Raw genomic sequence first — 26,227 nt, 5'->3', positions numbered from 1 at the left:
TGCCTGCGGCAGCTAGAATATTCATTCAGGGAGAAAATGATGAAAACTAAACACAGCCGTAAGACGTTTCGTTTGCGGCAGGATGATATGCTGCAGCAGCTAAGAAACGAGATTATAACGGGTAAGAGAGCGAAGGGAGAATATCTGCCTTCTGAGAAGGCGCTTTCCGATCAGTATGGCTTAAGTAATAAAACCGTGCGTACCGTGCTGGATATACTAGTAAATGAGCAATTAATCGAGAAGAAGCCTAGGATAGGCAACATCGTTGTGAATCTGACGGATCAGAAGATAATTACCTTAAAGCTGGGCCATCATGGCTCCACATTAAATGAAACGGAGCTAAGTGATCTGCTGGCTGCCTTTCATAAGGAATATCCCTATATTCAAGTACAGGATGTAACGCTTCCGGGTAATAGCCCAGACGCAATGAAGCCCTACATGGATTATGGCATGATTGATGTAATGACGCTGAACGATTCCGAATTTCAAGATTTTGTTGAGACGGGAAGCCAGGATTATCTAGCACCGCTGGAGGAGAAGCCGGAAATCTATCCCTTTCTAACTAAAGCTTTTATGGTAAACGGGGAGCTGCTGGCTCAGCCTTTTATTTTTAGTCCGGCAATTCTATGCTACAATCGTGACCATTTTACTGAAAGAGGTTTATTAGAGCCCGATAGCAGCTGGAGCTGGGATGATTTATTCGAAGCTGCTAATAAGCTGGATATAGAAAATGAACGAATCGGGTTCCATTTTTCAGCGTCTCAACGAAACCGTTGTGCCGTATTTTTGCTTCAGAACGGGGCGGTCTTCGAGAAGAACTCCAATGGCAGCGTTAAACTTTGCGGTACAGCGATGATGGAGGGCATCCGTAATTATAAGGATATTATTTCTAACCGAATGACAACGCTCCTATCAAAGCAGGATGCGAATTTCCGTGCCGAGGACCTCTTCGCACAGGGGAAGGTTTCGATGATTATTACGACTTACCTGAGTCTAAACCACATTCGCAATTCGGAAATTCATTATGACGTAGCGCATCTGCCACATCTTAAAGTTCCAACGACTCATCTGATCTCAATTGGACTATCGGTGAACAAACAGTCACAGCATTTGGAGGCTGCGCGTATTCTAGTTGATTTTCTAACCAACTATAAGGCGCAGTTATTGATCCGGCAGAAGACATTGAGCTTGCCTAGCTTAAAAACGGCGGCGGAATGGTCCGGCAAAGAGAGTGGATACAGACCCTCCCGTTTTACAATGTATCGTGAAATCATTCCTGCTTTTCGTTATAACAGTGAGCTTGGCCTAACGGAAAGCGAATGGAGAACATTTTTCAACGAAGCTCTGACGTATTGGTCGGGATTGGAGACAGAAGAATTGTTCTGCAACAGATTAGAAGCACTATTATAGATTAAACTGCCTTATTCGGGAAGTTACCTCACCTGGATGAGCAGTGCTTACCCGGTAACCTGACACAAAGAAGGAGGGCATGAGGATGATACAGCCGCTGCGGATCGAAATCAAACTCTTTATTCCAACAGCTGGTTTCGGGGTTTATGTGCATTATCCTCCTTCTTGCCTCCTTGACCACGTACGCCATATCCGTTTCCAAAAAAAATATAAGGCAGAAAGTTGTCAAGGAAGAAGCATTAATCTGGAGCCCGGCTCTGTGATTATGCTTCTTTTGTTTTTACGGGCATTATCCTGTCTGTAAATATATGTGAGTTTAATCGTTGGAAATCGTCCCGTCCAGTATTTTCAAGTCAAGGCTGTTACCTTAATCGCGAGAACAATGAACTAAAACAAAGAATAGGTTTCCTAGAGCTTCCCATATGCAAGGCTAGTGACTATTTTGAGCAAGAGAACGCTTTCCTGCTTGGGAGGAATAAAGGACCGATGTGATAAAATGAGTGAAAAGAAAGCGTTATCCAAATGATTCATCGGGGGATGCAGCAAATGCGGGATGGGACAAGATTGTGGACTAGATTGAACCTTTTTAAAGGTGCGCCGCTATCACCTGAAAGCAGACTCGGCAAGGATGCCGTAACGGCATTGGTCATCCATTGCTGCTTTCAGTTCGGGGCATCCATGTCAGGCTTGTTTCTTAATTTGTATTTATGGCGGTTAACGCAGGATTTAACGGTCAACGGGATTTATAACATTATCGTGTTTCTGCTGACGCCTCCTGCTTTCGCGCTGGGAGGGTGGATCGCCAAACGCCGAGACCGAATGGTGACCTATCGGCTTGGCATCGTAATGATTGCCGTCTTTTATTTAATGGTCGTTATTGCCCAGGAGCATGTCGCGCAATATTACATACTGTTTGCTATTTTTAACGGGATTGCCGCAGGGCTGTATTGGACCGGCTACTTAGTTATTCAATACGATGTCTCGACCGAGGCGAACCGGATCCGTTTCCTTGCAATCAACATGATCGTGTTTAACGCGTCGGGGCTTGCCGGGCCGGCTCTTGCCGGGTTTATCATTCAGCGCAGCGAGGGTCTGACGGGCTACATATTCATTTTCATGCTGGCATTTATTATGTTTCTAATTGCCGCGATTGTCAGCTTCCGCATACCGATGATTCCGTCACATCACAAGGCGTATTATTTGAAATTCATGGGACTTGTCATGAACAAGAACCGGCGGTGGTTGAAGGCGTTATACAGCTTTTTTGTGCTCGGGCTTTTCCAGGGCATCATGCTGTTTTTGCCTAATATCATGCTGTACCAAACGGTTGGCCGCGAGGATTGGGTCGGATATTTAGGCGTGTTCTTCTCCTCCCTTACCGTCGCTACCGGCTATGTCATCTCAAGGAAAGCACAGAAGGAGCAGGTTCGCAAATACGTGCTGCTTTCTACAACGGGCGTCGCCATAGGCTCGGCGCTGCTTCTTATCCGGGTAGAGTTCTGGTCGGTTGCTTTATTTATGATTTTGTTCTCGATATGTAATCCCCTTGCTGTTAATACGCTGACGTCTTATTATTACCGGTTAATCGGCACGCTGCCGCTTAAAGGCCAGCTGCGGGTAGAATCGGTTGTCATGCGCGAGCTTTTTCTTAATGCGGGCAGGGTGCTTTCGATCAGCCTGCTTATCTTTCTCGCAAAGGATTTGGAATCGGTCTGGATGCCGATTGTCCTTTTCAGCATGGCCGTGCTGCAATATATATCGGTGCTTTTAATCAAGGAGAAGCAGAGTGCGGAGCAAGAACAATAAGAGCATAATCCTTTAACCTCAGCCTTAAAGAAAAGGGCTGGGGCTTTTTTTTGTTTTTGTAACAAGAGACCAGAGAATATTTAAAATGAAATACAGAAAAAATTATAAGTATTCATGCCGATAAATCTGTTATTCTGAATGGATGAATAATGGCGGTCGATTTAAAAAAGAAAAGGGGAGTTTATCCGTGCGGAGGAAATACCATACCATTTATTGCATGATTACGCTGGGAATGCTGCTAATGACTGGCTGTATGAGAGGCGAAGAAGCCCCTTCAACTCCTGACGGATTACCTGACCATGCCATTGCAAAAACGGTAACGCTTACTTTTTGGAGAAATTCGGGAAATAAGGCGGAAAATGCCGCTTATGACCAATTGATTGCAGGGTTCATGGAGAAGCATCCATCGATTCGCATACAAATGATGCCGTTCCCTTACAGCGATTATGATACGAAGCTTCGAACCTCGGTAGCGGCCGGCAACCCGCCGGACATTATGGCTATTGACGCTCCAAACCTCGCTTCTTATGCCGAGGCTGGCGCTTTGCTGCCGTTGACCAATCATTTTCAGCGCGACGGGCATATCGAGGATATCCCGCAAACGACGATTGACGGCTACATCTATCGGCAAAATATTTATTTGGCACCCATGACAGAATCATCGATCGCGATGTTTTATAATAAAAAAATGTTCGAGGCTGCCGGCATCCCGCTGCCCTCGCGTAACCCGGACGAGGCATGGACCTGGGAGCAGGTGCTCAGCGCCGCCAAAAAAATCAATGATCCAGGCCGCGGTATTTATGGCATTGACCCTGCTCAGGGCTTTCAAAATGCGGGAGCAACCGCTTATTTCAAATATCCGATCATATGGCAATTTGGCGGTGAGGTAATGAATGCGGAAGGGAGTACGGCGAAAGGTTATCTGGATTCTCCGGAAACCAAGCAGGCACTGCGGTTTTATACGGAGCTGTTCACCACATCCAAGGTGGCTTCCTTTGAATACCCCGTTGATGCTTTTCCCAACCGTAAGCTTGGCATTACCATTGACGGAACATGGTCGCTCGCACATTTAGCGGAAAATTTTCCGGACTTTAAACTAGGCGTAGACTATGATGTAGCCCCGCTTCCGAAGGGAACGAGACAAGCCGTGGCCAATGGCAGCTGGGGACTCGGGATTTCAACGAAAAGCAAATATCCAGAGGAAGCGTGGATGTTTGTGAATTGGTTGACAAGCTATGAGGGCTTAAAGCTGTACACCAGCATTACGCGGGATATACCGGCAAGGTATTCCGTTGCCAAAGAGTTTACGGAGCTGAACGAATATCCGAAAAATATTTTTGTCATCCAAAACCAAAAGTACGGCAGGCCGCGCCCCATTACGCCGGTGTTTCCGCAGGTTTCGGAGGCTGTCAAAAACCTATTCGAGCAGATAACGCTCGAGAAACGTGACCTGGATGAAGCGATCCAAGATGCGATCGACACGATTGATAAGGCGTATGCCGATTCCAAAGCGCTATCCAAATAACGATGCCGGTAAATAGAGGGGGCTGCCCATGTTTTTCTCGCTTAGAAGCCGGCTGATGGCGGCTTTCTCCTTGCTTCTTATTGTTCCGTTTATAACGCTAGTATTTGTTCTTAGTGAAGAGTCGACCAAGCTTATCAAGCAGTCGATTGAAACCTCGACGTCGCAGACGATCGAACAGTTCGGTTCGCATGTCAACACCTCGATGACACAGGTTGAGGAAATCGGCAATCAAGTCATGAGCAACCGCGTCACGCAGGATTGGATTACGGCTCAAATGAGTCCGGACAGCAGCGTAGAGGAGCGTCTTCTCGCGAAACAGGGGCTCATGGAATATGTATCTTCTTATTCGATAAACAATTCCAGCGGCATATCGATAGGCGTTTTCTCCGATTTCGGAGGGGGCGTATGGACGCAGGATCGAACGTATTTGGAACAGGAATGGTATGCGCGGTTTCTGGAGGAGGACAAGCGCTGGACGGAAGCGCATTCCGATCCTGATCAAGCGGATACCATTATGAAAGCCAGATTGGTGAACAGCTATATGCTTCCATTGGTGCAGCTTCAATCCTTTACGAAATCAGGGTTTGTAAAAATCAATTATCCGACCTCGGTACTGCGGGATGCGATCGAGAAAATTAGGTTTGGGAAAACGGGCCGCGCTTTTTTACTCACCTCCGATGGCAGCAGCGTACTGGATCAGCAGCTGCCGGAGGATAGCCTGATGGTATTATCGTCGGGGCTTGCGGAGATTAGAGCAGCAAAGGGCTATGATACGAGCGGCGTGTTTCCGATTAAAAGAGATGCAGAAACTTATTTGTTATTTTACCGTTATTTCGAGGAGCAGGATTGGTATGTCATCGGAGAGGTTCCCGAGAAAGAGCTGTTCGTGAAGATCGAACAAATTCGCCGTACCATGCTCTTTATTAGCCTGATTCTGCTGCTGCTCATTATTCTTGCCGCCTACTGGCTGTCATCGGGAATTACGCGGCCGCTTACGTCGATGGCTAGAGCCATGAAGCATGTCGAGCGCGGTGAATTCGCGCAGGCCTTCAGTATGATGCCCGCTGTCCGGACAGGGCACAGCGAGGTTGGTTATGTAACGAGGGTTTTCGAGAATATGACGACCCGGCTTCGATTCTTGATCGAGACGGAGTTCGAGACGAATCTCCGGCGCAAAAACGCGGAATACAAAGCGCTGCTCCTGCAAATCAATCCGCATTTTTTTAATAACACTTTAGAAATTATTAGCGGGCTTGCCGCAATGAAAAAAAATGATGTATTGATGGATGCGACGGAAGCTCTCGGCCAAATGATGCGCTACTCCTTAAATTTAAACAGTGATTTGGTGAAAGTAAAAGAAGAGATGAACTATATCCGAGATTATCTGTTTATCCTCCAGCTGCGTTACGAGGAAAGGCTCCAGGTAGAGATCGAAGAAGATATGGCTTCCAATACGCTGCTTATCGCAAAATTTATTTTACAGCCGATTGTGGAGAATGCCGTTAAATACAGCTTGGAGGAAAGCGGCGTTGCAAAAATTTCCCTTCGGGTCAAGACCGCTGAAGATAGGCTCCACATGGTAGTGGCAGACAACGGGATAGGAATGGATGCTGAATTAGTCGACCACCTATTGAAGGAGGTCAGCGGCACTGATTCCGTAGACATTTTGAACAGCGGCGGGGACAGCATCGGACTAAGGAATGTCTTATCGCGCTGTAGATTGTATTATGGGGAACAGCTTAGGGTCAGCATTGATTCAAAACGCGGAGAAGGAACGGAGATTCGAATCAGCATACCTGCCGTAAAGGGGTGAGAGACGTGTACAGCATAATGATCGTTGATGATGAAGCAGGCGTAAGGAACAGCATAAAAGCAAAAATCGATTGGCAGGCATCAGGATTCCATATCGCAGCTGAAGCGTCGAACGGGGAGGAGGCACTGAGCCTCTTACAGGAAAGAAGTCTTCCTGATGTGCTCCTCACTGATATAAGGATGCCGCAGATGGATGGTATCGGACTCATTAATGCTTGCAAGCTGTTATATCCGTCTCTCAAAATCGTCGTTTTATCCGGTTATTCAGATTACACCTATATGCAAGCAGCGATACAGGCCGGCGTAAAGGACTATTTGCTTAAGCCAGTAGGCCGCAGAGAGCTGGTTGCTCTGCTTGAGAAGCTCTCTAATGAAATTGCCGCTGAGCAAACCGACGTGCAGCTTCAGCAAACCGAGCAGCGCGAGAGAAAAGAACAGCTGCTTGCTTTGCAGGAGCAAATGCTGCTTCGGATGGTTAAAGAGGAGTACTACAGCCTGCTGGTTATAAAAGAACGGCTGGAGCAGCTGCAGCTGTCGGCATTTATCGATGAGCGGCTGCATGTACGGTTTGTTGCGGTTGAGATGCGGGTGCCGCCCGGCAGGCTGGGCGAGGAACGCAGCCACATCGATTTGCTTTATATGGCTTTCCAAATGCTGTGCCGGGAAACCGCGGGCATGCATTCGGACATTTATCCTTTCTACGATGCGAGCCATCCTTCCATGATGCATTTTCTGGTGGCTGCTCCCTCGCGCGGCATGGAAGGATCGGATATTACGGATCGGCTGGTTCGCCAAATCAGAACGAATATCCAAAAGTATTTGAGGCTCGACTCTGTTATCGGTGTAGGGGAAACGGTTAACGGCATCCGTCAATTTAAAAACGGATATTCTTCAAGCATGCTCTCATGGAGCCAAAGTACCATTCATGGCACGAACTGGGCGGGCAATCTGCAGGTCCAGGATTTGATTGCGGCATTCTCGCCGGAACTGGAAAGACAGCTGGTCGTATCCATCGAGAACGGTGATTTTAAAGGCTATTCGGCACTGATCGAGCGTATTGTTCCGCGCGGGATCGATTTCCCGATGTTCTCTTTTACTTTTATCGCATCGCGCATTTTGCTTCTCTTTCATTCGATTGCGAAAAAATATGAGGCAGGCGAAGCTGTGCTTCAAAAGCGGCTATGGGATTGCCAGATGACAATCGGCGATTTCCATTCGCGGGAGCAAATATTGGAGCAGCTTGAGGAGCTGGCTCGGCTCGTTATGGATGAAGCGATGAAGACCCGAAGCTCCAGCGGCCAGTCTATCGTGAAGACCATTCAGAAATACGTAGACGACAATTTTGCCTATGAGCTTACATTGGCATCGCTCGCAGGGATGTTCCACCTCAATGAAACGTATTTGTCCGGGCTGTTCAAGCTGCATGTCGGCGTGACGTTCAGTGAGTATTTGACAAGCTTGCGCATGAAAAAAGCAGGTGAACTGCTCGCGCAAAGCGAGCTGAAGCTGACGGATATTGCCATGCTCGTCGGTATTTCAAGCTCCAGCTATTTCAGCACTTCCTTCAAAAAGTATTATGGCCTCAGCCCTAAAGAATACCGGGAACGTCATCATGCCAAAGCCTGAAACTGGCCGGGTAAGAAGTTTTTTTGCATGTGCATGAATAGCAGGTCACTATGTGCTTTCAACGCGTGCGATGAAGTTTTGCAGCAAACGGCGCACCCCGTCCGGATCGCTAAGCATCGGCAAATGTCCGGTTTCCAGGCTTTCCACCGCATGCGGAGCAAAATGCGAAATCATTTTATCTTGCATAGAGGGACTTAGTTCTTTATCCTTGCTCAGCTTCACATACAGCTTCGGCACGGCTGGAGCAGGCGCAACAGCCCGATCCGTATAAACGCGAACGGATTCGGGGGTGAATTTTTTTATGATCATGGCTGCCTGCTCCTCTGTGAGGCCATTGCATAGTCCGGCTCGAATGGCAGCCTCGGGTGGTCTCGTTCCCATTTTGCGCAGAATCAGAGACATCAGGATTCGCTTGGGCAGAGGGAGAACAGATAAGAAGGAGCCGCCTTTTTTGGGGATGACCGCACCAACGGCGACAAAGCCAGCCAAACGGCCGTGCAGCCCGGCTGCCAGCTTAAGCGAAAGTACGCCGCCTAAGGAATGGGCCACGATGATAACCCTCCGTATATCCCATTCATCGATTTGTTTTTTTATATGCATAACGTAATCCGCCAAAGCCAGCTCCTTGTCCACTCCCTTCTGTATGCCGCGATTCGGAAAATCAATCAATAAATAAGGATGCCCGAGACCCTCCAGCACTTTGCTCCAGATTTCGCTGTTCAAGCCTGCCCCATGGATAAATACAAAACCCGGTTTTTCTTGCGCATAGGCATGATTGTTCATGTTTTCTCCCCCAAAACTAATTATTCCTCATTGGATTACAGTTTTAGCTTATCATTCAAATAAGACAGAATTTGTCTTATTTAAAAGATAAGCTAAAATAAAGCTACAGAGAGAGGTGATGCTCTTGCAAAAATCACAGCGCTTGATCCAATTAATGATGATAATCAATGCGAGAAAAGCTTTTACCGTGCAGGAGCTTGCCGATGAATTCGGCATATCCAGCCGTACGATCACTAGGGATTTGCAAGAGCTCAGCGAGCTCGGCGTTCCCGTTTATTCGGTTCAAGGCAGAGGCGGCGGCTATAGGCTGCTGCAGGAGAGAATGCTCCCGCCGATAAGCTTTACGGAAGGCGAGGCGGTCGCGATTTTTTTTGCGTGCCAATCCTTGGAGTATTTCAGCTCTTTGCCGTTTGGAGAGGGAGCCAGCTCTGCGCTTCATAAGTTTTTTCACTACCTGCCCGCCGATGTGAAAGGCCGAATCGAACGGTTGAAAAATAAGGTTGCTATTTACAGCCCGTACCGCCAGATGTCGCCTGGCATTCTCCAGACGCTTCTTCATGCGATAATGGAAAGCGGCATTGTGACGATCGGATATCGCTCGAGCAAAGGCATACAGGAGCGAAATATTCAACCCGTCGGGCTTTACGCAAGCTCCGGCTACTGGTATTGTCCGGCGTACTGTTTTTTGCGGAAGGAAATGAGACAGTTCAGGGCTGATCGGATGCTTTCGGCGGTCATGAATCCTACGATGGAAAGCCGGGAGGATATCGAACGGCAGACGCTGCTCGATAAGCCTGAAAAGAGTCAGCTAGAGCAAACCGTGCTCCTGCTGAAATTAACGGAAAGAGGAATATGGCAGTTGGATACCCATGCACGGTTTGCGCCTTATATAAAACGTAATGAGGACGGCACGGGGACGGCAGCTGTTCCAATCGCCGCGGAGGATCTGAATTTTTATGTGGAGCTGATTTGGGCGTTCGGGGAGAATGTGAAAGTTATTGGGCCGGCCGAGGCAGTTACGCAGATCAAACAAAAAATGAAAGCCATGTTTTTGATGTATGAGAATGAAAGATAAAAGCATCGCATGCCAACTTAGAAAAGGAGTGATGAAATGAGCAATTCTAACCATCCGCAAGAAAGCGATCTTCCGGCAAAGCTGGCTAAGCCGGCATGGCGCGCATTGACACAGGCAGGGTATATCCGGCTCGAACAGCTTACTGTGCTGAAGGAAACTGAGGTCATGAAGCTGCATGGGATGGGGCCCAAAGCTCTTGAACAGCTGCGAACCGCTCTGGCCGAGAGGGGACAAACGTTTGCGGACTGACTCTCCTAACGCGTAAAGCCATCTTCTTTCTTTGTGAATGAAATTCACAAAAGTGTAACTAATTGGTAAAATTTGCGTCTAAAAATGGGAAGCGCAAAAAACCCATACGGAGGTACGAATGAAGCCAATTACCATTGCTATTCTGATTTTCTTCATTGGAGGATTGTTCACGAACGATGCGGCTTACAGCGCAGATAAACGCAATGTTCAGATGTCATCGGATTTAACGGGAATCATTGCTATTGACCATAGCACCGGTACGAGCACAGCGCTCCAAAATAATGGCGCAATATGGACATGGAAAGGAAATGAACCGGCAGCGAAAGGCGCGGTTTTGCCGAACGCGGTTCAAATTACGACCCGAAATATCGGCTTGAAAAAAGATGGAACCGTTTGGACCTGGGATAGCGGTGCGGGGAATCCATATTTTAAAGCAAAGGGAATCACCGCAAAGATTAATGAGCCTATCCAGATTGTAGAGCTAAAAGGAATAAAGAAAATTGAATCCGGCTCTATAGGACATTTGGCGCTGGATGAGCGGGGGGAGGTCTGGTACTGGGGAGAAGACGGATGTATGGCTTGGCTGCTTCGCGAGGACGTAAAACCGGAGGCCTGTTACCATTTAAGCAACGATCCCTCGGACGCCACCAGGTTCACAGCGCCGCTATTTACATCGATTCCAGCAAAGGTGGTATCTGATATTGCCGATATGGACATTGAGACAGGCGTCATGTTAGCAACTAAAAAGGGTCATATCTATCATATCGGGGTTTGGGACAATGTTCATATGGGTGAAGAGGATCTGATGATGAATAACATCATGAAAGTGGCTGCCGTCTCAGAGGGCCGGTATGTGGCGATCGGAATAGATAAAAATGGATACCTCTGGGGAACCTACCAAACAAAACTGAGTAAGCAGAAAGGTTTCGTTGATATAAGCGCGGTTTTCAATAACAGTATTCCGTATCTTGCAGTCCATCAAGATGGAACGGTGTGGTCGGGCCACATGGATAAGCCGGCTCCGATGATGCAGCTCGAAGGCTTGAAAGGAATTACCCGGGTGAAAGCAAGATCAACGAACTCCGGTATCGCGCTCGCTAAGCAAGGCGTGGTGTATCAGTGGGGGACCGGAGAAACGCGATATGATGATCATGCTTTGCTGCCGTTTAAAGCAGCAATCAAGCCGGCCAAGGTTCAGCGGCGCTTTACCGTTATTCTGAATGGCAAAGCAATGAAGCTTGCGGCAGGCCCTGTCATCCTAAATGGGACCACATTAGTGCCAATGAGGGATTTGTTTGAAGCGCTTGGCGCAAAGGTTGATTATGAGAATGGAAATATTACCGTTGCAAGGGGCGATTTGATCATCAAGCTGGAGGTTTATCGGTATGAGGCAGAGCTGAATGGCATAAAAAAGAAGCTTACTGAAGCGGTAACCTATTATAACGGGAAAACCTATATTCCTCTTCGCTTTATCGCTGAAGCGTACGGAGCAAAGGTGTCATGGGATGCCTCCAGCGGTACTGCCGTCGTTGAGATGCAGTAACGGAACTAGCATTCCGATTAGTTAATGCAATAAAATAAATGAAAAATAAATGATGATCTTGTATAATCAAAGCAATTAGTTATTTTTATGCATAAGTTGGTGCTCTGCATGACGGTGCTTCTAGACATGAAGACGGTAATGATTTTAATCGTATTAGGCCATCTATTTTCACTCCTGCTTATTAGCGCTTACTGGCGCACGCATACCAAAGATCAAATCTTGAGCAAGTTTTTACTGGCGAAACTTACGCAAGGCTTTGCTTGGATGCTGATCGTAGTACGCAATGGCATTCCGGATGTGTATACGATGTCGATAGCCAATTCCCTGCTGTTTATCGGATTTGCGCTAGAAACGGTCGCGATGCTGAGACTGATGCAGGCATTCAACCGTTCTGCGAAAGTGCTTTACATTGTCTTGACCCTTGGTGCAATCGTCGGTTACCTTCTTGTTATTGTTTTTAATAATCACGAAAATATTAGAATCGCCGAGGCATCGATAGGAACAGCGCTTTTTATGGTTGTGCCGGCCTATTTTATGATACTATCCAAAGCAGCATCCTATATTATGAAGCTTATCGGTTTATTGTATATCTTTACGATCGTTTCTCTTATTGGAAGAGCGATAGTCGCCTTGGTCTCCGATCAAACCATCGGCATGTTTACGCCTGGCATTTATCAGACGTTCACCTTCTTAGCGCTCTTTTTGATCATGTTTATCGGCAATATCGGTTTTGTGCTGCTGTTGAAGGAGCAGGCCGATCAAGAATTGATACGGCTGGCGAACTACGATGATTTGACAGGTATTTTTAACAGGAGAACATTCGTGTCGCTGTCCAAGCAAATGATAGCCGAGTATGCGAAAAAAAGAGAGCCTCTTTCCTTGGTGCTGTTTGACATCGATCATTTCAAAAAAATCAATGACACCTACGGACATCATATCGGAGACCGCGCCCTGCAGCAGCTGGCCAAGCGTATCCGCTCAATGCTAAGAGGAACCGATTCCTTCAGCCGCTATGGCGGCGACGAGTTTGCCATATTGCTGCCTGGAGCAGACGAAAGCGAAGCTGATCGAATGGTAGAAGCTTTTAGGCAGTCGACCACGCAGATTCTCATTCCTGATATGGCCAGTTCGCTGTCTATTAGTCTTGGCGTCGTTACGCTTATTCCAACCGAGCAAACAAGGCTGGAGACGCTTTACAAGTTATGCGATAAAGCTCTGTATGATGCTAAGCACAATGGCCGCAACGGCGCCGCGCGGACCCGATCCGTCTCATTGCTGGGCTGAAGAACCTTCTATAATGCAACTTCTTCCTCCCAATTGCGTCTTTATTTTGACGAAGAAATATTTGGGAGGCCATAGAATGAAACGAATAGGCTCATTATTATTCGTAATTCTTATTATCATAGTCGGATGCGGCAAGGAACCGGAAATGAACGCTGTTACCTCAATCGAGCAGGAATCCGCCAGGCAGCAGAACAAAATGCCTAAGGAAATGCCCGGCACCTTCGATTTTATGGTGCGCTTCGGCTATGGAACGGTTAATAAAAATGAAATCAATACTTTTCAAGACACGGTAACCAAAGATTTGATCATGAACGGGACGGCAACGGCGCAAATCACGTTGACCAAAGAAGAAATGCGAAGCATTTATGGCAAAATGAGAGATATAAACATCATGGGCGAGAAAGAGCTGGGGGCAGCCAATCAAACCTGTGAACGCGTTCCTTATGGCGAAGATATATGGGAAGTCAATATAAACGGCGAAACAAAAACATTAACGTGGACAGATCGATATTGCGCTCAGACCAGTGATATGGAGCAGCTGTTGGAACTGCGGAATTTCGTGGAGCAGATCGTAAAGACCAAAGAGGAATATAAAAAATTGCCTGAATCAGAGGGTGGTTACGAGTAATGCCGGACAACTTTTTGGCAGACCATTTACAAGCGGGAATCGTCATCTTCGTTGTCTTAGGCCTCGGTTTGCTGTTCATCGTCCGCTCGAAAATATCTGAACGCCGTTTTTATTATCGCGGACTAGGTTATTCACTCATCATGATGGCAATCTTTCTCGTTGTGGTCGGCGTTTTACAGAATTTAGATGAAGCAACCCATCGGCTAGGGCATTAGAAGGGCAGCTGCCTCATTAAAATAAATATGGTTCAAAAAAAGGGGCTGATTCTATCATCAGCACCCTTTTTTTTCGTTAACCGGCCAATAAAGTGTCTGCTTAAAGCTCACGCATTTAGGGTGTTTCCACCAGCCCGACAAACAGCAGCACACCGCTTTGCAGGTCTTGGATGGCGAAAAGAAACGGCCGGTTGACCTTCATTTCGAAGCTGCTGCTCGGCGGGGCGCTGCCCGCATCCATGCCAATCAAGGTTACAGCGGCTGCTTCCGTGCCTTGCTCGGATACATCGACAACGGTCTTATGCAAAATACGGCTGATATAAAGCCGCTGATCGCCGTTGTTGTCAGCTAATTCGCTGAAGTCCGCTTGGCTTGGATCGAATGGCAGACGCATCCCCATTGCACTTAAGGTGTCGATGAGCTCACGCTTACCCTCTACTCGGAATTTCGGCAGCGCTAGTCGGCCATTCGCCGGGGTAAAAGGTTTAGTCCAGAATTCGGTATCCGCGAGCAGTTTCGCGGTGAGTTCCTTTTGGTCCATATGCTGGCTTGGGAGGACGATGAGCATCCCCATTTGACCATCGCCGTATGGCAAGCGGATGGCTTGGTAAGCATCCGTTTCGTCATATTCGTAGCTGCCTCCCTGATTCATAAAGGGGATGCGTCGTATTTCACCGTCCGATTTCGTAAATTCATCTTCTATCGTAGCGTCTGGCTCAAACGGTCTCTTCCAAGTCCCGTCAAAATATAGGGCGTTTAACAGCATGAATTTCGTCATCTCGGATATAGGTTCATCCAGAATCGTTGGAATGAGACCGTTTGTCTGCTTATTAACCCATTTGTTCATTTCCTTCAGCACGGCTGGGTCGTCTAGCTTACGTTCGTTTAATTGGGCGTCGTAGGCAGCTATTACACGGTCGAGATAATCCTTTTGGAACGGCCAGCCCTTTTGCAGCCAGAGAGAGTTGGCCATGGACAGCTTGATGCCGGGTCCCGGTTGCAGCAGAAGCTCTCTCAGCTTCTGCTGTTCCTCATTCAGCATCTCCACCGACAATCCTTCCAGATGCAATGTCTTCGCGATCTGTTCGCGTGTCTGGCCCGCTGCCCCGTTCAGCGTCATCGACAGCGCCTGTACGATGCTGACAGGGGAGACAATGACGTTTTCTCCTTGTGTTTCATTGATCATTTTTTCCGCCAGCTCAAGCCCAAACGTATTCGTTGCCTTTACCATTTGCGAATCAATCTTCTCGGCAAGGCGAGCTCGTTCCGGCACGGTAACCGTCTTTTTCTCAGGCTGTCCGCATGCCGTTAACAGCAATACAGCAGAAATGGCGATGAAAATGGATTTGCGCAGCATGTCATTACCCCCATTTTAAACAAGCATTATCCATATCAACGGTCTCTGAGGACCAAAGGTTGCTGTAAACAGCCAAATGAACGGTGTGGGAGGATCATATACCTAAAAAGTTGTATACAGCAGAGAAATCGCCAGTCACCGTCATGGTCATGTATTCCGTGTATTTGGCCAGCAAGATTCGAATAATATTTGTTCTGGCGTTGAGATCTGTAAATAAAAGATCGGGCAGAGTTCTACGATGTAGTTTCTGCATTGTATGGTTATGAAAATAGTTGAACCGGAGCGTACAATGCAGTTTCTGCAATGGAGCGACTATTTTTGAATGGTTAGTAACGATTGGCACCCATTCTGTTGTAGCAAATGCATTGTAGCTAAAACAAAGAAGCGTAATCAGCCATTCTGCTGTAGTAACTGCAGTATACCGGAATGGCTGACGGCTAAAGGATGCTCTAGTCTTGTGAGGCTAAGATCAATATAAGTTCGTGCTGAGTACTACAGTATAGTTTCTGCAATGTAAGGATAAAAACAAGTTGAATAGAGGCGTACAATTTCGGGGAATCCCGCAGATGCGATATGATAATTCTATGGATGTTTTCGGCGGACAAGGAAACGGCAAACGGACATCACGCTCTCAAAGTATTGGAATGGAAAAAAAGGAGGAATCGGAACACGAGACTTGGTATCGCTTAATTGGCTGTGAATCCGAAGAAATTGGAAGTACATTTGGTTTTATTGTAGAAGAAAACTCGAAAACGCTGAATGAACACTTGTCTGCAAGCTAAAATGCTGTATATAATATAGTAAATATTTGGTATGTGTGACTGGCGCAGCGTGGAGTACCACGAGGGAGCACATATGTATAAGCCGTACGCCTGGGCAAAGTATTTGATCTGTGATCAAGTGCTTTTTTTGTTTGTCAGAAGAACAAAATCCGATGCTGAGGTGAGTACAATGAAAAGGTTTGAAGAGCAGCTGTTTAACCAGCCGTACCCGGGAAGAACGTTAATAATCGGCATGAATCCATCCGGTAATCATTACGTACAAGTCTATTGGATTATGGGAAGAAGCTTGAACAGCCGCAACCGGATTTTTGAGCGGGACCAATCCTTTGTCAGAAACACAGCGTTTGATCCATCGAAGATGGAGGATCCTTCCTTGATTATCTATTATCCGATAAAGGATACCAATGGATTTCACATCATTTCGAACGGGGATCAGACGGAAACCCTATACGCTGGATTGCGGCAAGGCGATTCGTTCGAAGAGGCATTGAAAAGCAGAGCGTTCGAGCCCGATGCCCCTCATTTTACGCCACGCATTACTGGTATAACGGATACGGGCTCGGGCATGTACGGTTTATCCATTTTGAAGACGAGAAACAATGATCCCTCGGTATGCATAAGAAATTTCTATCACTATGATGGCTGCATCAAGGGGGTAGGTCATTGCATTCACACCTATCAAGGCGAGGAGGACGGCATTCTGCGGCCATTCGCCGGTGAGCCTTTGGAAGTGCCGATCTTTGATTCTATGGAAGAAACCGCGAATTTCTACTGGAATAACTTAAATAAGGATAACCGAATTTCGCTGCTTGTGAAGTTCATTCGCAAGGAAGACAATTATGTGGAATACAAAATCGTGAACAAAAATGAAAGATGATCTATCGTAAGGTCCATCTCAACAAAGACGACTCCAATCCATGGGGTCGTCTTTTTTTATGCCCGTTTTCCGCCTCGACCTTCGCCTCTTCCCTAGGAAGAGTACCAAAAACTTTGAAAGTCCGAACCCGAGCATAGTGAAATAAGTGCGGATTTCTTTTTGATATATTGTTCATGCAGCAGCAATTCAGAGTGCTTTCAACTAGCTTAAGCTAGGGCGGGAGAGCAGAAAAAACGAATTCGGGGGTTGGCCGTGAATAAAAATTGGATCTTTTACACCGTGATGTTCTTGCTTCTCATTGTAACGACAGGCGCGGCGGCAGTGTTCTCTTATTCCGAGGAAGAAACCGCTGATGCGGTATCATACAAGCTTGCAGATGCGGAGCGGCGGGTTGGCGGCATCCTTTTAAGCGCCGATGGCATGAATGCGGGTGCAACGAACGCAAATCTTCTTCCCGAATGGAAAGGGCGGAAGCAAATTGCGGAGTGGAAGGAAGGCGAGGCGCTTGAATGGTCCGTCGATGTTACCGAGCAAGCCGACTATGAGCTGTCTATCGGCTATTATCCGCTGAAAGGAAACGGGCAGCCGATCGAATTTTTGCTTTACGTGGACGGAAAAGCGATATCCGATCCTTACGCGCCCTTCGAGCTTAATCGCCTGTACTACGACGAGCCGGGCAAGCTCAAGCGGAGCGGCGGGAACGAGCTGCGTCCGAAGCAGCTGGAAGGAGAGGTTTGGCTCGATACGAAAGTGGCGGCAGCAGGCGAGATGGAGGACGGCCCGCTGCAGCTCCCGCTTACAAAGGGCAAACATGTCATAAGGCTTGAGAATGTAAGGGAAAGCGCAGCCGTCGATTACATCAGCCTGGACAAAGCAGTGACGGCGAAAACTTATGAAACCTATAAAGCATCGCAGGCTGCAGAGGCTTCCAAAGGCAGCGAGGAGGCGTTCATCACGATTCAAGCGGAGCACGCCTATGCCAAATCGGATTCCGGTTTATTCCCGACGACGGATCGGACATCGCCGCTTACGACGCCTTACAGCCCGACCCTGCTTCGAATCAATACCATCGGCGGCAGCAACTGGGATGTTCCGGGCCAGTGGATCAGCTATAAGTTCGAGGTACCGGCGGACGGGTGGTATAAAATAGGCGCCCGTTACCATCAGAATGAAGTGAAGGGTTCCTTCGTTTCTAGGAAGCTTGCGCTCGATGGCCAAGTGCCTTTTCAGGAAATGAACGCAGTTCGTTTTCCTTATGCTCTAAAATGGGACATTTTGGAGCTGGGAGAAGAATCGGGGGAGCCGTATCAATTCTACCTCACGAAGGGCGAGCACGAGCTGAAGCTGGAGGTTACGCTTGGCGATGTTGCGCCAGCCGTGCAAAGCGTTCAGCAAATGGTCTATGACCTCAATCAAATTTACCGCAAGATCGTGATGGTTACAGGCGTTAACCCTGATGTCTATCGCGATTACGAAATTGAGAAAAGCGTGCCGGGGCTTATCGGGCAGTTCCAAAAGCTTTCCGCTCAAATGACGGAGGAAGCCGGCAAGCTGAATGAAATGTCGGGCCAGGCTAACGCTGGATCCAGAACGTTGAAATTGCTGGCGCTTCAGCTTAACGGATTTATCGATCGGCCGGACCAAATACCGAAGCGGTTGGAAAATTACAAAACAAACATCACTGCGTTGGCAGATTGGATGCTCAGCGCAATGAAGCAGCCGCTAGAGCTTGATTATTTGTATCTGGCTTCCTTAAATCATGAACAGCCAATAGCAGAGGCTGGTTTGTTCGCACAGGGCGTTCATGAAATCAGAGCGTTTGCGGGATCATTTTTTCAAAATTACGATTCCATGGAAGGCAACGAGCAGGCGGATCGCTCCATACAGGTATGGACCGGACTCGGCCGTGACCAAGCCTATGTGCTCAAGCGCTTAATCGATGAGTCGTTTATTCCCGAAAGCGGAATTAGCGTCAATTTGAATCTGGTGGGCACTTCGCTCGTGACCGCGGTCATGGCGGGTGAAGGGCCGGACGTCAATCTCTTTACGAGTCGCGGCGATACGATGAATCTAGCTGTTCGCGGCGCGTTAACGCCGCTCGACCAGTACGATGAGTTCGCAGCCATGAAGCAGGAATATATGGACACGGCATTCATTCCTTATCAGTACAAAGGAAGCACCTTCGCCATTCCGGATGATCAGGAGTTTTTCATGCTGTTTTACCGGAAGGATGTTTTACAGGAGCTTGGCATCGAGCCCCCGCAAACATGGGAGGAGCTGCTGAAGATTGCGCCGGTATTGCAGAACAATAACATGCAGATTGGCTTGCCTTACGAGAACCTTGATGCCTTTCAACTGCTGACAAAGGGAATCGGAGCGCTCAACCTGTTCCCGACGCTTCTCATGCAAAACGGCAGCGGCATCTACAACGCGAAGGAAGATGGTACTCGCTTCGACGAGCCTAAGGCCTATAACGCCTTCAAGCAATGGACGGATTTCTACAACCTCTATGATTATCCGCTTTATAAGGATGATTTCAACCGTTTCCGTACCGGAGAGATGCCGATTGTTGTCTCAACCTATAAGCTGTACACCCGTTTAGCCGCGGCAGCGCCTGAAATTACGGGCACATGGGACATGGTTCCGATCCCAGGCAAGCAGCGCAAGGATGGAACGATTGACCGCTCGACAGGCGCAACCGGAACGGCATCGATTATTTTGAAGGATGCCAAAAACAAAGACGATGCTTGGGCTTTCCTGCAATGGTTCAATCGACCGGAAATCCAAAGCCAGTTCGTCAGCGAGCTGGAAAATGAAATGGGCGTGCTTGGAAGAAGGGTGCCGGCGAATCTCATCTCGTTCGAATCAACGAATTGGAGCCGGGCCGAGCAAGCGATGCTGACCGAGCAATGGAAACAGGTTCATGAAATTCCTGAGCTGCCGGGCGGCTACTATACGTCACGAAACATCGATAACGCGTTCCGTGAGGTTGTATTCCAAATGGGCAACGCCAGAGAAAGCCTCTTCTATTGGAACAAAGACATTAACGAAGAAATTAAACGAAAAAGGTATGAATTCGGGGTGGAGCAATGAAAAAATCGATAACCCAAACGATCGGCAGACATAAGGAAAGCTACTTGCTGATGACGCCGTACATGATTTTCTTTTTGCTCTTTACCATCCTTCCCGTCGTGCTGTCGATTGTGCTTGGTTTTACTTATTACAACATGATCGAGCCGCCGCGCTTTATTGGCTGGTACAACTATATCCGGCTTTTCCTGGATGATGATATCTTTATTGTCGCGGTCAAAAATACGCTGTTCTTTGCTTTTGTCACCGGACCCGTGAGCTACATGCTCAGCTTTTTGGTCGCTTGGATGATTAATGACCTGTCCAAGACTTTGCGCTCCATTGCAACAACGGTGTTCTACATCCCGACCATCATCGGCATCTCCGTATTCCCGATGTGGCGGCTTATTTTCAGCCCGGACGCTTACGGTTATTTGAACGGCATGCTCATGGGACTCGGAATCATAAGCGATCCGGTCGCATGGCTGCTGGATAAAGAGTACATTTTGCTTATTCTGATCGTCGTGCAGCTTTGGATGAGCCTTGGCATCAGCTTTCTGGCCTTTGTCGCAGGGCTGCAAACCGTGGATCGCAGCTTATATGAAGCGGGCGTTATGGACGGGATCAAAAACAGGTTCCAAGAGCTGTGGTATATCACATTGCCATCCATGATTCCGCAACTGATTTTTGGAGCCGTCATGCAAATTGTCATTTCTTTCAGCGTAGCAGACGTTTCCATTCAGCTGGCCGGCTTCCCGAGCACGGAATATGCCGGGGAAACGATGGTTACCCACATCATGGATTACGGCAGCATCCGTTACGAGATGGGTTATGCATCCGCGATGGCGGTCGTCTTGTTCTTCATGATGGTGTTCACGAACCGGCTCGTGACGAAAATATTGCAGAAGGTCGGAATTTGATCGCAGGAGGACATCCATGTTCACGATAACTACCAAAAAATCCGGCATAAAAGCAAGACGCTCGCTTGCCGGCAACATCGCGATATTCGGATTCGTGGCGCTTCTCGGTCTATTCTCAGCGTTTCCGTTTATCTTCGCGATCATTACATCACTGAAGCCGATTGACGAGCTGCTTCAATTTCCGCCTCGCTTGATTGTCATGAGGCCTACACTCAATAACTTTACGGATTTGTTCCAGCTGGCCTCCAATATGTGGGTTCCGCTGTCCCGGTACATTTTCAACACGGCGCTTATTTCCATCGTGGGCACTGTACTGCATGTGCTGTTCGCGGCGATGGCGGCATATCCGCTTGCGAAGCATAAGTTTCCAGGCAAAAATCTATTGTTCTCGATCATCGTGATGGCGCTTATGTTCGTGCCACAGGTGACGTTCATCCCGCAGTTCGTTCTCATGTCCGAAATGAATATCGTGAACACGTACGCGGCATTGATTCTGCCTTGGATCGGCGCTTCGCTTGGGCTTTTCTTAATGAAACAGTTTATCGAACAGCTGCCTGACGCTATCTTGGAGGCGGCGCGGATTGACGGCGCAAGCGAGTATAAAACCTTTTTCTCGATTATTTGGCCTAACTCGACGCCTGCCATTATGACGGTCGTGATCTTTCAATTTATTAATCTGTGGAACTACGCGCCGAAGGAGCTTATTTTTGGGGAATCGCTCAAGGTGTTCCGGATGGCGCTCGAGCAGATCGTGGCCGGCGACCCTATAGCAAGGATGGGGGCAGGATCCGCGGCTGCCGTCATTCTCATGATCCCGCCGATTATCGTATTTGTTTTGCTGCAGCGGAAGGTTGTAGAAACAATGACCTTTGCGGGGATCAAATGATGGAGGTTAGAGGTGGAGTCATGAAAATGAAATGGATGCTGGCTGCCGTGCTGCTTCTCCCCCTTTTGGCCGCAGCACCGCTGACGGTCGCGGCGGAAGCGCCTTACCAGTCTTATGTGTACAACGAATGGGATCAATCGAAAGCGGCCCCGGCGAGCTATTTGCCGGAACGCACCTACACGGGAAATCAGCTTGGAGCGGGAGCCTTCAGCGATCCCCAGGATCTGTTCGTGGATAAGAGCAGTGCCGTCTATATCGCGGACACTGGCAACAAACGAATCGTAAAGCTGAATGAACGTTTTGAGATGGACGCGATCATCGACAAGCTGAATGATAACGGCAAAGAAATGACGCTGGCAGCCCCAACGGGACTGTTCGTTACCGATGAAGGCACGTTGTATATTGCGGACAAGGATAACGGCCGTATTATTCGGGCCGGCGCGGATAACAAAGTTGAGCTGGTCATCGAGAAGCCAACCGATCCGCTTATTCCCGAAGGCTTCCAATTCAAGCCGACGAAAGTGGCGGTGGATAACGCGGGACGCATCTATGTGCTGTCGGAAGGACAGTTTTACGGTCTGATGCAGTTTAACAGCAAAGGTCAATTTACGGGTTATTTCGGCAGCAACCGGGTAGAGGTCACGCCGGCCGTCGTGCTGGAGACCTTCTGGAAAAACCTGCTGTCGAAGGAACAGCGTTCGGCAATGATGAAGCTGCTTCCAATCGAATATTCGAACCTTGACGTGGGTGCCGACAACTTTGTCTACACCACAACGATCATTTCCAAAAACTCGCGGGAAGAAATCAAAAAACTGAATCCGCTCGGCAACAATGTGCTGATGGGACAGGAGGGCGGAGCCGATTTTGGCGATAAGGAGTTTTCCTTCAAGCAGGGCGTGAAGCAGGATACCTCTTTCGTTGATTTAAGCATCGATGCGGAAGGCTTCATCGCAGGACTGGACCGGACGAGAGGACGTATCTTCGAATACGATTCGGAGGGCAATCCGATTGCGGTATTCGGATCGCTGGGCAATCAAAAGGGGACCTTCCTTCAGCCTTCCGCCGTGTCTTATTGGAACGGCGAGGTGCTGGTGCTGGATACAGCGAAGCGCAATATCACAAGGTTTGCGCTCTCCGAATACGGAGGCCTAGTGCGCCAAGCCACGGTGCTGTACAACCAAGGCTTATACGAGGAAGCAGCCGTGATTTGGAAATCGGTTGCGAAGAGAAATGCCAATAACAGCATTGCTTACGTGGGCATAGCCAAGGCGCTGGAGAAGGAAGGCAGCTACGACGAGGCGCTTGCCTATTACCGTCAAGGAACGGATCGATCGGGCTACTCGGACACCTTTGGCCTAATCCGGATGCAAACCGTACGCAGCAATTTACCGGTTATCATGACGGTCTTCATCCTCGCAATAGCAGGTTATTACGGCTATAAAGCCATTGCGGCAGCAAGGAACAAGAGACGGAAGGAGGTTACAAGGTGAGCGCATCGGCGGCAACTCAAACACCGAAGAGACTAAATCCTTTCAGCTCATTGCTTCATCCGTTTGACAGCTTTTATGCGATCAAGGAGGAAGGCAAGGGCTCGCTGCTTGTTTCGGCTTTTATTGTTCTTGTTTTCTTCATCGCTACGATCTTCAAGAGGCAAAGCACAGGTTATACGTTCAACTATGCAGATCTCAGCGCGCTGAACGTTTGGTTGATCGCGGCAAAAACGATCGTGCTTTATGCCTTATGGGTGGCCGGAAATTGGGCGGTTGCCACTTGGATGGACGGCGAGGGAAAAGCCAAGCAAATTGCGATCGTCAGCGCCTATGCAAGTATTCCTTATGTTGCGGCGGTCATCTTCTCGACGCTGCTAAGCAGGGTGCTCGTTCAGGAAGAAGGCATGTTTCTTGGCTATATGACAACGATTGCGATGATATGGAGCGCGGTGCTCATGTATATCGGCTTGCTGACCATTCATGACTATGGCGCGGTCAAGACGCTGCAATCCGTGGCGCTGACATTTGCCGCGATGGGCATTGTGATCTTTCTGGCGGTATTGTTTTATACGCTGTTCCAGCAGGTGTATGTGTTCATTTATACGATTTATAACGAAATGCTGTTCCGCTTATGAGGCAGAACATTGATCGGAAAGGGGAGGGCAGCTTGAGATTACGAATATGGACAGCCTTCATGACGGCAATGCTGCTTATTATCGCTTCAACGAGCGGAATTAAGGTTCATTCCGCAGCGGGCACGGCAGTAAAAGCAGCACAAACCGGTGACTTCCAGCGTGTTGCGGACAGCGGCAGACTCACGCTTGATTATAATCCGAACACGGCTGAAATTAGGGTGACGGATAAGGAGTCAGGTGCGCTTTGGCAGAGCAACCCGGTTGACCGGGACTCGGATAAGCTCGCCAAGGGCGCCAAAAAGATGGATTTATCCGCTCAGCTGCTGCTTGATTACGTGGATGACCTGAACAAGCCGTTTCAGCTAAACAGCTTTACGGGTAGCGTCAAGGAAAAACAGCCGAGTTGGAGCAAGGTGCAAGGCGGCATTGAGGTCATTTATGAATTTCCGAAAGCAGGCTTTACCGTACCGGTCCGTTACACGCTTTCGGGCGATGGCTTAACGGCAGCGATAATGACTGGCGGCATTAAGCAGCAGGATAAATTCAAGCTGGTTAACATCAGCCTGCTGCCGTTCTTCGGGGCGGCGGGCAGCACGGACGAAGGCTATATGTTCGTGCCAGACGGCAGCGGCGCGCTGATCAACTTCAACAACAGCAAAAGCAGCTACAAAAGCTACAACGAAAGAGTGTACGGCGGGGATCAGGCGCTCGATTATCCGAGCAAAGCCGATCAGAAGGAAGCGATTCGCCTGCCCGTGTTCGGGATGAAGAAGGACGCGTCGGCTTTTATCGCCGTTATTCATCAGGGGGCTTACCAAGCGGGCATTACCGCCGAAGTAAGCGGCAAGAACAATACGTATAACAACATTTTCAGCTATTTGAACCTGATTGAGTTCGAAACGAATCTGCTCCTTGAAGGAACCTTAAACGAGAAACAGGTCACGCGCGCTTCGCAGTCGATGACAGGCGGCATGGATTACGAGGTGAAATACTTTTTCCTGCATGGCGCAGATGCCGATTACGCAGGAATGGCAAGCAGGTACCGCCATTATTTGCAGGATGAGCAAGGCGTAAAGCCAGCGGAATCCAAGACTGCAGCAGACGGTAAATCACTTCCTTTGCTTGTTGACTTTGTCGGCGGCGTGAAGAAAAAAGCGACCTTTCTCGGCATTCCCTACAACACAGTAGAAGTGCTAACCTCCTTTAAGGATGCCGGCCAGGCCGCAAATCGCCTACTCGATGACGGGATTGCAAACTTGGCGCTGCGGCTTGAAGGCTGGACGGCAGGGGGAGCAAAAGGCGAGGTTCCCGTCTCGCTTAACGCGGATGGAAGGCTTGGCGGAAACAAGGCCTTCAAGAAGCTGGCGAAGGAGCTGGAGTCGAAGGGCGTAGCTTTTTATCCGGCTGCCGATCCCGTCAAATTGTATGAAGGCGGAAACGGCTTCAGCAGGTTCTCGGATACCGCAAAGGGAATCAGCCGGGCGCCGGCACTGAAATACGATTACCGCATGAGCGACCAGATGAAAAACAAGGATTTAAAGCGTTGGTACTTGCTGAAGCCAACTTCGGTTAATGAGGCCATTGACCGCTTTACCGCAGCCGCGGCAAAGGCAGGCCTGAAGCATGTATCCTTTCAATCGGTCGGATCGTTTATTTACTCGGATTTCCGGCGCGGCAGCCAGCCGAAGAACGTGACGGGCACAACCTGGGAAAGCGGCCTCCAGAAGGGGCAAAGCAATCTCGGCGGCCTCATGTTCGATCAGCCGAATGCCTACACGTTCCCATATGCGCAAAGCTTGTCGGATGTCCCTTTATTCGCAAGCGGCTTTGACACAGAAGATGAGGAAGTACCGTTCTACAGCATCGCGGTGAGCGGAATTCTGCCTGCTTACAGCGAACCTGTTAATCTCTCGAGCATGCCGCAGAAGTATTTGCTGAAATTAATAGAAACCGGAACTTTTCCGGCCTATAAGTTTATTGCAAGGGATTCCTCGCTGCTAAGCCATACCGAATATGATTCGCTTTACAGCGCTGATTTTAATTTGCTTTACGAGGATATGAAGGAGCAATACGATCGTTTGAACGAAGCGCTTGGCGGACTGGCTGGTCTTGCGATTACAGACCATGAGAAGCTGCAAGAAGGCGTATACCGCACAACGTTCGAGAACGGCAAGACAGCCGTCGTCAATTACAACAATGAGATGGCTGCCGTTGGCGCTGAGAGCATTCCGGCGCTAGGCTACCTCATCCGTTAG

At 48.6% G+C, this 26,227-nt stretch carries 22 protein-coding genes and 1 riboswitch; of the genes, 20 read left to right on the top strand and 2 right to left on the bottom strand.

The window, feature by feature from the left end; all coding sequences use genetic code 11:
* Positions 1 to 39: 39 nt before the first annotated feature.
* The 6 genes from MRBLPE1_RS06490 (at position 40) to MRBLPE1_RS06465 (ending at position 8,179) form a co-directional block, all read left to right on the top strand.
* Positions 40 to 1,410 (top strand): extracellular solute-binding protein, encoded by a 1,371-nt coding sequence (locus MRBLPE1_RS06490; RefSeq protein ID WP_364143031.1) that lies wholly within the window; start codon positions 40 to 42, stop codon positions 1,408 to 1,410.
* 85 nt (positions 1,411 to 1,495) lie between these two features.
* Positions 1,496 to 1,714 (top strand): hypothetical protein, encoded by a 219-nt coding sequence (locus tag MRBLPE1_RS06485; protein WP_364143028.1) that lies wholly within the window; start codon positions 1,496 to 1,498, stop codon positions 1,712 to 1,714.
* A gap of 260 nt (positions 1,715 to 1,974) precedes the next feature.
* Entirely contained in the window at positions 1,975 to 3,216 is a 1,242-nt protein-coding gene (locus MRBLPE1_RS06480; protein WP_364143026.1) for an MFS transporter, read from the top strand.
* 187 nt (positions 3,217 to 3,403) lie between these two features.
* Positions 3,404 to 4,741, top strand: a complete 1,338-nt coding sequence (locus tag MRBLPE1_RS06475; protein WP_364143023.1) for an ABC transporter substrate-binding protein — start codon at positions 3,404 to 3,406, stop codon at positions 4,739 to 4,741.
* A gap of 28 nt (positions 4,742 to 4,769) precedes the next feature.
* Entirely contained in the window at positions 4,770 to 6,554 is a 1,785-nt protein-coding gene (locus MRBLPE1_RS06470) for a cache domain-containing sensor histidine kinase (protein ID WP_364143020.1), read from the top strand.
* 5 nt (positions 6,555 to 6,559) lie between these two features.
* Entirely contained in the window at positions 6,560 to 8,179 is a 1,620-nt protein-coding gene (locus tag MRBLPE1_RS06465; protein ID WP_364143017.1) for a response regulator transcription factor, read from the top strand.
* Positions 8,180 to 8,227: 48 nt separating this feature from the next.
* Here MRBLPE1_RS06465 and MRBLPE1_RS06460 read toward each other — a convergent pair whose 3' ends face one another.
* Positions 8,228 to 8,962, bottom strand: a complete 735-nt coding sequence (locus MRBLPE1_RS06460; RefSeq protein ID WP_364143014.1) for an alpha/beta fold hydrolase — start codon at positions 8,960 to 8,962, stop codon at positions 8,228 to 8,230.
* Between the two features lie 124 nt (positions 8,963 to 9,086).
* Here MRBLPE1_RS06460 and MRBLPE1_RS06455 point away from each other — a divergent pair, with 124 nt between their 5' ends.
* From MRBLPE1_RS06455 to MRBLPE1_RS06430, 6 genes are all read left to right on the top strand, one after another.
* On the top strand, positions 9,087 to 10,037 hold the full coding sequence (locus tag MRBLPE1_RS06455; protein WP_364143012.1) for a helix-turn-helix transcriptional regulator: 951 nt from the start codon (positions 9,087 to 9,089) through the stop codon (positions 10,035 to 10,037).
* 36 nt (positions 10,038 to 10,073) lie between these two features.
* The gene (locus tag MRBLPE1_RS06450) at positions 10,074 to 10,286 is read left to right on the top strand and encodes a DNA-binding protein (protein WP_364143010.1); all 213 of its coding nucleotides are present in this window, start codon (positions 10,074 to 10,076) and stop codon (positions 10,284 to 10,286) included.
* 118 nt (positions 10,287 to 10,404) lie between these two features.
* Positions 10,405 to 11,829 (top strand): stalk domain-containing protein, encoded by a 1,425-nt coding sequence (locus MRBLPE1_RS06445; protein WP_364143007.1) that lies wholly within the window; start codon positions 10,405 to 10,407, stop codon positions 11,827 to 11,829.
* 126 nt (positions 11,830 to 11,955) lie between these two features.
* Complete coding sequence (locus MRBLPE1_RS06440) at positions 11,956 to 13,113, top strand: GGDEF domain-containing protein (RefSeq protein WP_364143005.1); 1,158 nt, start codon at positions 11,956 to 11,958, stop codon at positions 13,111 to 13,113.
* A 76-nt stretch (positions 13,114 to 13,189) separates the two neighbouring features.
* Positions 13,190 to 13,741, top strand: a complete 552-nt coding sequence (locus MRBLPE1_RS06435) for a hypothetical protein (RefSeq protein WP_364143002.1) — start codon at positions 13,190 to 13,192, stop codon at positions 13,739 to 13,741.
* The gene (locus tag MRBLPE1_RS06430) at positions 13,741 to 13,956 is read left to right on the top strand and encodes a hypothetical protein (RefSeq protein WP_364142999.1); all 216 of its coding nucleotides are present in this window, start codon (positions 13,741 to 13,743) and stop codon (positions 13,954 to 13,956) included. Before MRBLPE1_RS06435 ends, MRBLPE1_RS06430 begins: the two co-directional genes overlap by 1 nt.
* Positions 13,957 to 14,071: 115 nt before the next feature.
* Here MRBLPE1_RS06430 and MRBLPE1_RS06425 read toward each other — a convergent pair whose 3' ends face one another.
* A complete protein-coding gene (locus tag MRBLPE1_RS06425; protein WP_364142996.1) occupies positions 14,072 to 15,313 on the bottom strand; it encodes a serpin family protein in 1,242 nt (413 codons plus the stop codon).
* Positions 15,314 to 15,879: 566 nt separating this feature from the next.
* Between MRBLPE1_RS06425 and MRBLPE1_RS06420 the strand changes: the two genes are divergently transcribed.
* From MRBLPE1_RS06420 to MRBLPE1_RS06385, 8 genes are all read left to right on the top strand, one after another.
* Positions 15,880 to 16,095 (top strand): hypothetical protein, encoded by a 216-nt coding sequence (locus MRBLPE1_RS06420; protein WP_364142993.1) that lies wholly within the window; start codon positions 15,880 to 15,882, stop codon positions 16,093 to 16,095.
* Positions 16,096 to 16,120: 25 nt separating this feature from the next.
* Positions 16,121 to 16,198, top strand: a riboswitch (ZMP/ZTP riboswitch).
* Between the two features lie 66 nt (positions 16,199 to 16,264).
* Positions 16,265 to 16,972, top strand: coding sequence for an IMP cyclohydrolase (locus MRBLPE1_RS06415; protein ID WP_364142990.1), 708 nt, complete (start codon positions 16,265 to 16,267; stop codon positions 16,970 to 16,972).
* Positions 16,973 to 17,224: 252 nt separating this feature from the next.
* Positions 17,225 to 20,065, top strand: a complete 2,841-nt coding sequence (locus MRBLPE1_RS06410) for an extracellular solute-binding protein (protein WP_364142988.1) — start codon at positions 17,225 to 17,227, stop codon at positions 20,063 to 20,065.
* Entirely contained in the window at positions 20,062 to 20,961 is a 900-nt protein-coding gene (locus tag MRBLPE1_RS06405; RefSeq protein ID WP_364142985.1) for a carbohydrate ABC transporter permease, read from the top strand. Before MRBLPE1_RS06410 ends, MRBLPE1_RS06405 begins: the two co-directional genes overlap by 4 nt.
* A 16-nt stretch (positions 20,962 to 20,977) precedes the next feature.
* On the top strand, positions 20,978 to 21,847 hold the full coding sequence (locus MRBLPE1_RS06400; RefSeq protein ID WP_364142982.1) for a carbohydrate ABC transporter permease: 870 nt from the start codon (positions 20,978 to 20,980) through the stop codon (positions 21,845 to 21,847).
* A gap of 20 nt (positions 21,848 to 21,867) precedes the next feature.
* Positions 21,868 to 23,337 (top strand): gluconolactonase, encoded by a 1,470-nt coding sequence (locus MRBLPE1_RS06395; RefSeq protein ID WP_364142980.1) that lies wholly within the window; start codon positions 21,868 to 21,870, stop codon positions 23,335 to 23,337.
* A complete protein-coding gene (locus tag MRBLPE1_RS06390) occupies positions 23,334 to 23,972 on the top strand; it encodes a Yip1 family protein (protein ID WP_364142978.1) in 639 nt (212 codons plus the stop codon). Before MRBLPE1_RS06395 ends, MRBLPE1_RS06390 begins: the two co-directional genes overlap by 4 nt.
* A gap of 32 nt (positions 23,973 to 24,004) precedes the next feature.
* On the top strand, positions 24,005 to 26,227 hold the full coding sequence (locus MRBLPE1_RS06385) for a DUF5696 domain-containing protein (RefSeq protein ID WP_364142975.1): 2,223 nt from the start codon (positions 24,005 to 24,007) through the stop codon (positions 26,225 to 26,227).

Origin of the sequence: Paenibacillus sp. LPE1-1-1.1 (assembly GCF_040676435.1) — a bacterium.
GTDB lineage: Bacteria > Bacillota > Bacilli > Paenibacillales > Paenibacillaceae > Pristimantibacillus.
Note: the sequence above shows the minus strand (reverse complement) of the source record. Positions and strands in the feature narration are given on the sequence as shown.